Origin of the sequence: Leptolyngbya sp. FACHB-711 (assembly GCF_014695615.1) — a bacterium.
In the GTDB taxonomy this organism is placed as follows: domain Bacteria; phylum Cyanobacteriota; class Cyanobacteriia; order Elainellales; family Elainellaceae; genus Leptolyngbya_A.
In genome coordinates this window covers 1-9,347 of record NZ_JACJOR010000182.1, presented here as the reverse complement: position 1 = coordinate 9,347, position 9,347 = coordinate 1, and the positions used below count along the sequence as shown (strand labels likewise).

Here is a 9,347-nt window from a genome sequence, read left to right as displayed (position 1 = left end):
TCAGAAGTCCAACATTCATAATTTCTTCGTTACACTTATTCATAGTCTGTTAGTTCATAGTCTTGTTACCCACCCTTTTCAAGTTCTAACCGCTAATCTAATCGATCTCATGGCTGAGACTCTCACTAAACTGACCTACCAAGCCTTGCAGCAAGGCAAAAGCATTTTTAGCGTCGCTCATAAAGCAATCAGCACGCAAGCGATGCACCTCTTTGCTCCCAACGCTAAACAGGAGGTCGAACCTTGGACGCCTGAGCTGTTGGCGACGGTGCAGCAGCGCATGGACAAAATTCTGGCGCAGGACTGGCAGGATGCAGAGCAGGGCATTTACCCCGAAAGCCTGCTGTTTGATGACCCATGGGATGAGTTTGTGCTGAACTATCCCACCGTGATTCTGGACATGATTGGCATCTGGGAGCGGATCGGCGGCAAACGCTATCAAGAGTTCGATCGCGACATTCAAAAAGACGCCTATCCCCGCTACTATCTGCAAAACTTCCATTACCAGACTGACGGCTACCTAAGTGATCATTCCGCCAACCTTTACGATTTGCAGGTCGAGCTGCTGTTTAATGGGGCGGCGGATGCGATGCGGCGACGGGTACTGGCTCCCCTGAAGCAGGGACTCAGCGCGTTTGACGTACCACCTCATCAGATTCGGGTGCTGGATGTTGCCTGCGGAACAGGGCGCACCCTTCGCATGATTCGCGGAATGCTGCCGGATGCGGCTCTGTTTGGCACGGATCTCTCTCCGGCTTATCTCCGCAAGGCAAATCAGTTGCTCTCTCAACGATTACCCCTTGGGGGAACCGCAAAGCAATCGGGCGAACTGCCTCAGCTAATGCAGGCAAATGCCGAAGAACTTCCCTACCAGGACAACTTCTTCCACGGTCTGACCTGCGTTTTCCTGTTCCACGAACTTCCCGCAGAGGCGCGTCAGCAGGTGATTCAGGAATGTTTCCGGGTACTGCAACCGAGCGGTACTTTGGTGGTTTGCGATTCGATTCAGATGAGCGATTCACCCGAACTGGCTCCCGCAATGCGAAACTTTCCAATCATGTTCCACGAGCCGTATTACCGCCACTATGTCACCGACGACATGACGACACGGCTGGAAAAAGCTGGGTTCATCGTTGCTGAACCGGAAGTTCACTTTATGAGCAAATATTGGGTTGCCCGCAAGCCTTCGTAGGAAAGGGCTGAGAGCCTGTTTGAGAAGTCGCAAAGCTTTCGATCGCCCCCTAAATTTCCTAACGTTGGGGAGCTTGAGCCATAGACCGGGCTCGGTTCCCTATCCAAGCATCACTTCTCACCCGTCCCCACCCCTCGATTCCCTGACTCATCCCCCCATCTGTCCATCCACCCCCTACTCCCCCACCTTAAACCGATGACAGTCACGTACCCACGCAAACTCACCAGTTCCTTTGGCTCCTTCAGTGCTCGTGATGTGCTGAAAATGGTTGTTCAAGACCGGGAACTGCACCTACTCACCCTTAACCGCTACCGCTATAGCGAACAGCGAAGCTGCAAGGACTTAACTGACGTAATCGAACAGCTCAATGGCAAATGTCCTGAGCTAATCCGCGATTTGTCGCACCATATTTCAGATGAGTCTCGCCATGCCATGTGGCTAACGGATTTGCTAGTTGATCTGGGTGCAGAAGTGAATACCCCGCCCGGTGCATCCTACATTGACGAGTTCGAGCGGTTGCTCGATCGCGAATACCTCAACGCTGAAGAAAATCTGGATGACGGCCTTATCTCTGCACTGGCAGCGATCAATGTCACGGAAAAGCGCGGCTGCGAGTATTTCTCTGCTCATATCTATGCCCTGAAGCAAGCTCCCCAAACCGAGGAAAACATCAAAATTCGAGAGACGATCGAGCGTATCCTGCCCGAAGAAGCGGGTCACGTTCGCTGGGGCAACCGCTGGTTGGGAAAACTGGCAGATCAAAGTCCTGAACATCGGCAGAAGGTCGAGCAGGCAAAACGCAAATATGCGGCGATCGAGCAGGCAGCGTTTGAAGGTGGTATGGACATCACCCTTGGCGCAGAGCTACGGCGCGTTGGCAAATTGGTGGATATCGCCAATACCCTTCCACTGTGGCAGCGGGCAGGCTATTTGATGGAACGTCTGCCCCAAACCCTGCTGGCTCCCGATCTTCAGCAAACCCGACTCATGGCAGTGCAGCGAGTGATGGAGCGCGACCCCAAAGCCCTGATGGAACGATTTGTCCCAATGTTTCTCAGCAGTCTAACGCGCAACACTCAGCAGACCTCAAAGTAGATTCTGCATTAGCACATTGAATCTGGTTGGATCTGAATCGTTGGGGCGATCGTCAACAAGGATGTTTGAACAGTTCAAATCATCCCCTGATCCGCCCCTACCCCCTAAATTTCTACCCCATAAATACTGAGGGAACCTGGCTCCCTTGCGATTTCAAAGTCCCCCCTCGCTCTTTTAGAGCGGCAAGTAATTAATGGGGAATTATAGGGAGCCATCTAGAACCTCTCACCCGGCTCAAGCTCCCTTTAACAATGCTCTAATTTGCATTTGGGAAGTGGTCGATCTGGGCATAGCCGCTAAAGATCAGCGATTTGCCCTGGGTTTCGAGACGATTAATTCGTAACATTACCCCATCCAGATCAAAGCGATCGAGATCAACCATATTATTTAGCACTTGCGCGAAGGCTTCGGTCACCACTTCCGCGAGTCCGCGCGCCGAGTCGGCGATGCCCTCCGGGTTGAATTTCGGGTTTTGAAAGGCGATTCTGCGCCGCTTTTCCACAGCAAGGGTTGCCGTAAGCTGAATTGGCACGTCACTCTGGTTAGGCAGATCGGTTTTGGCAGCAATGCTGACTTGATTATCGGGCAACAGTCTAAGCTGAATATCCCGAAAGGAAACTGGCTCTCCGCCTGAGAGACTGGTCAGCTGTTCCAGATCGACCTGATAGAGCTTCTTCTGAACCAGCTCTGCTTGAAATGCCCGATTAATACCGTCTTCATTCAAAACGACTTGAGCCACTGCCTGGGTTGGCTTCTTCAAGCGAAGCTGACCCCCTAGCACCGAGCCGAAGTCGATCGAGACTGCGTCGGTTTCAAACGACATCTCCTCAACTTCAAACTGGCGGCGAATCACCAATCCGCGACCGCTCATCTTGAAATTATCAATGCTGCCTTGAAGCAATTTGCTAGAAGGATAGCAGCGCACTGCAACTTCGATCGACTCACACTGCGAAAAAAGGTGGCGAATCGACTGGGTTGCGGCGGCATTGAGCATCCGTTCTCCAAAATCCATACTTGAAGTCCCGGAACTGCTCTTAGGATTTGTAAAACTACCAAACATCAGGATGCACTCGTTAGAAACGCGCTTTTAAGTTCCGTCTGTCCCTCCCGTTGTAACAAAATATTACAAATGCGACAACTAAAGCAAATACCAATTCCCTGACAGTGGATTCACAAAAACTAATCAGATTGCTCGGTCTACCCGGGTTAACCGTTGTCCTGCCTTGTTTTGGCTTCCCGTGTACCGGTTCCTCTGCTGCCAATAACCAGTTTACAAGCTGGCTTTCTGGCGAAAAGCTGTTCAAAGCATCGCCGATCGCTCTAATCTAGAGAGGAAGTGCGACCCTAACAGAGCGTTGATTCTGCTTGGGTTGTTCCGCATCCTTGCTAATCTCTGAATTGACTGGACATTGAGCGTGCCCAAAGCTGGCATTATTTACAACGATATCAAACCGATCGCCTGTCGCATTGCCCAGGAGTTAGCAGATAAGCTGACTGCCCTGGGATGGGAAGTTTGTCAGGCGACCGGACAAGGCGGCATCTTGGGATACTCGAAGCCCGGCCGTCCGGTTTGCCATACGCCGATCACCCAGCTTACCCCCCCTGGCTTTGATGAAGACATGGCATTTGCGATCGTCCTAGGCGGCGATGGCACGGTTCTGGCGGCATTCCGGCAGGTTGCGCCCCATGAGATTCCGCTGTTAACGGTGAATACAGGGCACATGGGCTTTCTGACCGAAACCTACGTGAACTACCTACCGCAGGCGATCGAGGCAGTCGTCGAAGGCAAGTACGAAGTCGAATCACGGGCAATGCTGACAGTGCAAGTCTGGCGCGATGGTGGACTGATGTGGGAGGCTCTTTGCCTAAATGAAATGGTGCTGCATCGGGAACCGCTCACAAGCATGTGCCATTTTGAAATCGAAATTGGGCGACATGCCCCGGTCGATATTGCGGCAGACGGCATTATTATTTCAACACCAACCGGATCAACCGCCTATTCTCTGTCGGCAGGGGGTCCGGTGATTACTCCGGGTGTGCCTGTGTTGCAGCTTGTGCCCATTTGTCCTCACTCGCTGGCATCGCGGGCACTGGTATTTGCTGATCATGAGCCAGTGGTGATTTATGCGGCAAACCGCGACCCGCTGGTCATGGTCGTGGATGGCAATGCCGGCTGTTCGGTGCTGCCCGAAGATCAGGTGCGACTGCTGCGATCGCCCTATGCGGCTCGGTTTATTCGCCTGCGACCCAATGAATTTTTCCATGTTTTGAGAGAAAAGCTAGGATGGGGACTACCCCATGTAGCAAAGCCCACGTCAGTCGAGCTACCGTAGGCGAAAAGCTACCTAAAGCTATCGGCTGAGTGCTATCGAAAAAGGAGTGTGAGACCTGATGAGCAGTCTGGCTCAGGAGCAAAATCCAAAGGTTCTCGTGATTGAAACCGATGAAATGCTGGCGCAGCACGTCAGCTCTGATTTGCGCGAATCGGGATACGACCCGTCGATCGCCTACGATGCGGCAACAGGTTTGCGTCAGGCAAAGGAAATACAGCCCGCCCTGGTGGTCGTTGATCGGCTGCTGGCAGGAGATTCGGGGCTGTCATTGTGCAGTCACCTGCGGGCAACCGGGGCACGAATGCCTGTTCTGCTACTGATGGGGCGCGACGCACTGGAGGATCGAGTTGCCTGTTTGCAGGCGGGCGCAGACGACTATTTTCTGAAGCCTTACCGCAGCGATGAATTTCTGAAACTGGTGCGGCTTTATCTGCAGTCTGATGTGCCCAATCATGAGCAGTTGCGCTTTGCAGATCTGGTATTAGACCTGGCAACGCGGCGAGTCTTTCGCAGCAATCGGGTAATTGATCTGACCATGAAAGAATTTGAGCTGCTGAAATATCTAATGGAGCATCCCCGTGAAGTCCTGACCCGCGAACAGATTCTCGAAAACGTTTGGGGCTATGACTTCATGGGCGAGTCGAACGTGATTGAAGTGTACATTCGCTATCTGCGGCTCAAAATTGAAGACGAAGGCGAGAAGCGGCTGATTCAAACCGTACGCGGCGTGGGCTATGTGCTGCGGGAATCGTAATTCCGGCTGAGGTTGTGGTAAACTCCCGGTGCGAAGCAGTTCCCCTCTGGGGGAATCGCGTTTTATCCGAGGGCAGGTTGGCGTGAATCGAATCTATCGGCTTCAGGCGGTGCGAAGCAGTTCCTCTTTTGGGGTAATTGTTGCGGTCGTGTTTCTCACGATTTTGCTTAGTGCAGGCATCAGTCGGGCAGAACCCGTGATCAATCGCGTGACGCAGGAAGGGGTTCTTGCGATCGGCGTACGAACCGATGCCTTTCCCTTTAGCTATTTTGACGCGCAGGGACAGCCCGCTGGATTTTCGATCGATCTGGTGGCTCGGATGAAACAGCGTTTAGAGTCCAAGCTGGGGCGATCGGTGCGGTTTCCGTTTGTCGAAGTGAGTCCTGCAAATCGCTATGACACATTGCAACAGGGCAAAATGGAGCTGCTGTGTGACTCTACCAGCTTTTCCCGCAGTCGGGCGATGAATGCTCAGTTTTCGATCGGCTATTTCCAGACTGGAACTCAATTACTGGTCAAAGAAGGGAACACGTTTGGCAATCAATTTCGGATTGGCGTTATCTCAGGCACCACAAATGCCGACAGCGTCAAACGTCGCCTTGCCTTTGCAGAATTTGTCGATTTACCCGATCGCGCAACGGGAATGCAGGCTCTAGAGCGAAATCGGATCGATGCCCTTGCCAGCGACGGTATTTTGCTAGAGGCAATGCGGCGTACCAGCTCTGAACCCGATCGCCTCACGGTCATTCCGCGCACGCCCTACGACGAGCAAACCTATGCGTGTCTGCTGCCGCCAGGGAACGATCGCTTTCAAGCTGCCGTCAATGCAACCCTGACTGACTTTATGCAGGGCGTCCTCGATCAAAATCCAGAAGACCTGGCTCTGTTCGATCGCTGGTTTGGTGCAACGGGAGTTGTGCCTATCGATCGAGAACCCGTCCTCGATTTCTTTCGCCGTATCGTTGAGGCTGGAGATAATTCAAATCTCTGAGGCGGCTTTTAGAGAAGTGTCTAGTGAGGATTTAAGGTTCTCCATCGTCCCCTAAATTCCCTTTCCCCTGATTCCCCTGATCCGATGATTGCCTTCATGTCCCTTCCTCTGCCGTCCCTGCTTAGCGTTAGTTTAGGTATCCTGCTGTTAGGCTGTACCCCTCCGCCCCAGTCTTCCCAGTCTTCTCCCGGTGCCGCACCTGTTACCCAAACGCCGCCTGCTGCCAGTCAGCCCGCGAATCAACCTGCTCTAAATCGACCTGCTGCCCCCCAATCTGCCACCAACCCACCTGCAGGACAAATGCTGCCGATTACTGCTGAGGCAACGATGCGCGGACAAAAGATTCAGCTTGAGGTTGCCCGTACTATTCGCGAACAGGCAATGGGGCTGATGTATCGCCCTGCCTTACCTGACGATCGCGGAATGCTGTTTCCGTTTAATCCGCCGCGTCCGTTGCAGTTCTGGATGAAAAATACGCCGCAGCCGCTCGACATGGTGTTTATGCTGAATGGCGAAGTGAAGGCGATTGCACCGAATTCTCCACCCTGCACAACTGACCCCTGCCCGACCTACGGCACAAATGAAGCGGTGAATCAAGTCATCGAACTCCGAGCCGGACGCGCTGCGGAACTGGGGCTACAGGTGGGCGATCGGGTTGAAATCCGCTATTTTAACCAGCCGATCCAGTAATTCGATACAGTAATCCTAATTGTGAAATCAGACGATCGATCAAATCGATCAACAGGGTCGGGGGCTTTCACCGTTCCTGTATCCCGGATTGCTTAAATGCAGCCGATCCATACTGCCGGATTGCTTGACGCATCCAAGCAGCAGTCATCCAAGCAACAAAAAAGCCAGGAATCAACCTGGCTCAACATTATGATTTATTAATTCAATTTTCGACTGGAAAGCCGTTTAGCCTTCCTGATCCACTTCGTCGCTGACCTGACCACCGCGACCCAGCACCTTGACCACCACACGATCGGGATCGCCCAGCACCGTGATACTTTCGGGGAGCTGAAGCTGATTTACATGGATCGTATCCCCTGCATGCAGATCAGAAATATCCACTTCGATCGTCTCAGGGATGTCGCCCGGGGCACAGGAGATTTCCAGTCCGTTCAGCACTGTATCGAGTGCGCCGCCTTCTTGCTTCACACCAATCGCCGTTCCAACAAAGTGAAGCGGTACAGTAACTTGCAGAAACTCTTGCTGACCCACTGAGAAAAAGCTGAGATGATATAGGCTACCGCGCCAGGGGTGTGCTTGCACTTCGCGCAGGAGGGCTTTGCCGCTCCAGGGTAGGTCGGTGACGTTGAGGGTAATCAGCGTATTGTTGAGCGATGCTTTTTTGACCAGCAGTTCTGCCGCTTTCAGATCCATGACTAGCGAGACAGATTCTGCTCCGTTGTGACCGTACAGCACTGCCGGAAGCTGTCCTTCACGGCGCATAGCGTTCGGTTTGCTCCCTTCGGGGCGCTTTTGACATTCGATCGTAAGTTCCATAAGTAATTTCGCGATTACAAGATCAATAGTGGACAAAACTTTTTGGAAGAACTTCCTGGGAGACTTTTTCCGCAGGAATCTATCCTCTGACCCCGGCTTGCTGGCTCCCCTTGTCGTAGAGCAGTGCCCGTTTCGGTCCGTGAATCGGGTCTTCTACAATGATAGTTTGATCGCGGCTTGCCCCTAGCGAAACAATGGCGATCGGCACTTCCATTAACTCTGCCAGAAACTTGAGATAGTCGAGTGCCTGGGGTGGCAGATCATCTAACGTGCGGCAGTCGGAGGTCGATCGCTTCCAGCCAGGCAGCGTTTCGTAAACCGGACGACAGCGGGCAAACTGACGCGCATTCGTGGGCAAATCATCGCAGCGTTGTCCATCAATTTCGTAGGCAACGCAGACTTTGATTTCTTCCAGCGCATCCAGCACATCGAGCTTGGTAATTGCTAAACAGTCTAGACCGTTAATTCGCACCGCATAGCGACCAATCACGCTATCAAACCAGCCACAGCGACGCTTCCGCCCGGTGGTTGTACCAAATTCTGCGCCCCGCTTGCACAAGAGTTCGCCCATTTCGTCCTCTAATTCAGTCGGAAATGGACCTTCGCCGACACGAGTTGTGTATGCCTTGGCAACGCCGATAACGCGATCGATAATCGTGGGACCAACGCCCGCACCAATACAGGCTCCCCCCGCCACCGGATTCGAGGACGTGACATAAGGATAGGTGCCGTGATCCAGGTCAAGCAATGTACCTTGCGCTCCCTCAAACAGAATATTGCGCTTTTGGCGCACTGCTTGAGCAATTCGCAGCGAGCTATCGACCACATGGGGACGCAAGCGATCGGCATAGCCCAGATATTCCTCGATCACTGCATCGGGATCAAGCGGCGGCAGGTTGTACAGCTTTTCGAGGATGACGTTTTTATATTCCACCGTCCAGCGCAGCTGCTTTCGCAAGCCTTCGGTGTCCATCAGGTCGATGACGCGAATGCCAATCCGCTCTGACTTATCAGCGTAGGTTGGACCAATGCCGCGCTTAGTAGTGCCGATCTTATGGTTGCCTCTGCGATCTTCGGACGCCTGATCGATCAGTCGATGATAGGGCATCGTGACGTGCGCCGTTTCGGAGATCAGCAGATTCTTGGCAGAAACGTTGAGGGATTCGAGCTGATCGAGTTCCTGAATCAGCACTTTAGGGTCGATCACCGTGCCGCAACCGATAATACACTCTGTTGCGGGATACAGAATTCCTGACGGAATCAGGTGAAGCTTAAAGGTTTTCCCCTGCACGACCACGGTATGTCCAGCATTAACACCACCTTGATACCGCACCACCACATCCGCTGATTTGCTCAACAAATCGGTGATTTTCCCTTTTCCCTCATCGCCCCACTGGGCACCAATGACGACTACGTTAGCCAAGATCCTAGTTCCGGTGAAAGTTCACACAAACTCTAATTATCGGCAAAATACGG

General features: G+C 52.9%; 9 protein-coding genes. 6 read left to right on the top strand and 3 right to left on the bottom strand.

The window, feature by feature from the left end:
- Positions 1 to 109: 109 nt before the first annotated feature.
- Both H6F80_RS06500 and H6F80_RS06495 read left to right on the top strand, forming a co-directional pair.
- A complete protein-coding gene (locus H6F80_RS06500) occupies positions 110 to 1,192 on the top strand; it encodes a class I SAM-dependent methyltransferase (protein WP_190790774.1) in 1,083 nt (360 codons plus the stop codon).
- Positions 1,193 to 1,387: 195 nt separating this feature from the next.
- Positions 1,388 to 2,287 (top strand): ferritin-like domain-containing protein, encoded by a 900-nt coding sequence (locus tag H6F80_RS06495; protein ID WP_190790773.1) that lies wholly within the window; start codon positions 1,388 to 1,390, stop codon positions 2,285 to 2,287.
- 256 nt (positions 2,288 to 2,543) lie between these two features.
- On the opposite strand, the gene H6F80_RS06490 is transcribed toward H6F80_RS06495, so the two are convergent.
- A complete protein-coding gene (locus H6F80_RS06490) occupies positions 2,544 to 3,299 on the bottom strand; it encodes an LmeA family phospholipid-binding protein (protein ID WP_242067197.1) in 756 nt (251 codons plus the stop codon).
- A 403-nt stretch (positions 3,300 to 3,702) separates the two neighbouring features.
- Between H6F80_RS06490 and H6F80_RS06485 the strand changes: the two genes are divergently transcribed.
- The 4 genes from H6F80_RS06485 (at position 3,703) to H6F80_RS06470 (ending at position 7,055) form a co-directional block, all read left to right on the top strand.
- On the top strand, positions 3,703 to 4,620 hold the full coding sequence (locus H6F80_RS06485) for an NAD(+) kinase (RefSeq protein ID WP_190790771.1): 918 nt from the start codon (positions 3,703 to 3,705) through the stop codon (positions 4,618 to 4,620).
- Positions 4,621 to 4,678: 58 nt separating this feature from the next.
- Entirely contained in the window at positions 4,679 to 5,374 is a 696-nt protein-coding gene (gene nblR, locus H6F80_RS06480; protein ID WP_190790770.1) for a response regulator transcription factor NblR, read from the top strand.
- An 82-nt stretch (positions 5,375 to 5,456) separates the two neighbouring features.
- Entirely contained in the window at positions 5,457 to 6,365 is a 909-nt protein-coding gene (locus tag H6F80_RS06475; RefSeq protein ID WP_206755041.1) for an amino acid ABC transporter substrate-binding protein, read from the top strand.
- Between the two features lie 96 nt (positions 6,366 to 6,461).
- A complete protein-coding gene (locus H6F80_RS06470) occupies positions 6,462 to 7,055 on the top strand; it encodes a DUF192 domain-containing protein (RefSeq protein WP_190790768.1) in 594 nt (197 codons plus the stop codon).
- A gap of 225 nt (positions 7,056 to 7,280) precedes the next feature.
- Here H6F80_RS06470 and H6F80_RS06465 read toward each other — a convergent pair whose 3' ends face one another.
- Together H6F80_RS06465 and H6F80_RS06460 are read right to left on the bottom strand one after the other, a co-directional pair.
- Positions 7,281 to 7,871 (bottom strand): 50S ribosomal protein L25/general stress protein Ctc, encoded by a 591-nt coding sequence (locus H6F80_RS06465; RefSeq protein WP_190790767.1) that lies wholly within the window; start codon positions 7,869 to 7,871, stop codon positions 7,281 to 7,283.
- Positions 7,872 to 7,950: 79 nt separating this feature from the next.
- Entirely contained in the window at positions 7,951 to 9,294 is a 1,344-nt protein-coding gene (locus H6F80_RS06460) for an adenylosuccinate synthase (protein ID WP_190790766.1), read from the bottom strand.
- Between the last annotated feature and the right edge of the window lie 53 nt (positions 9,295 to 9,347).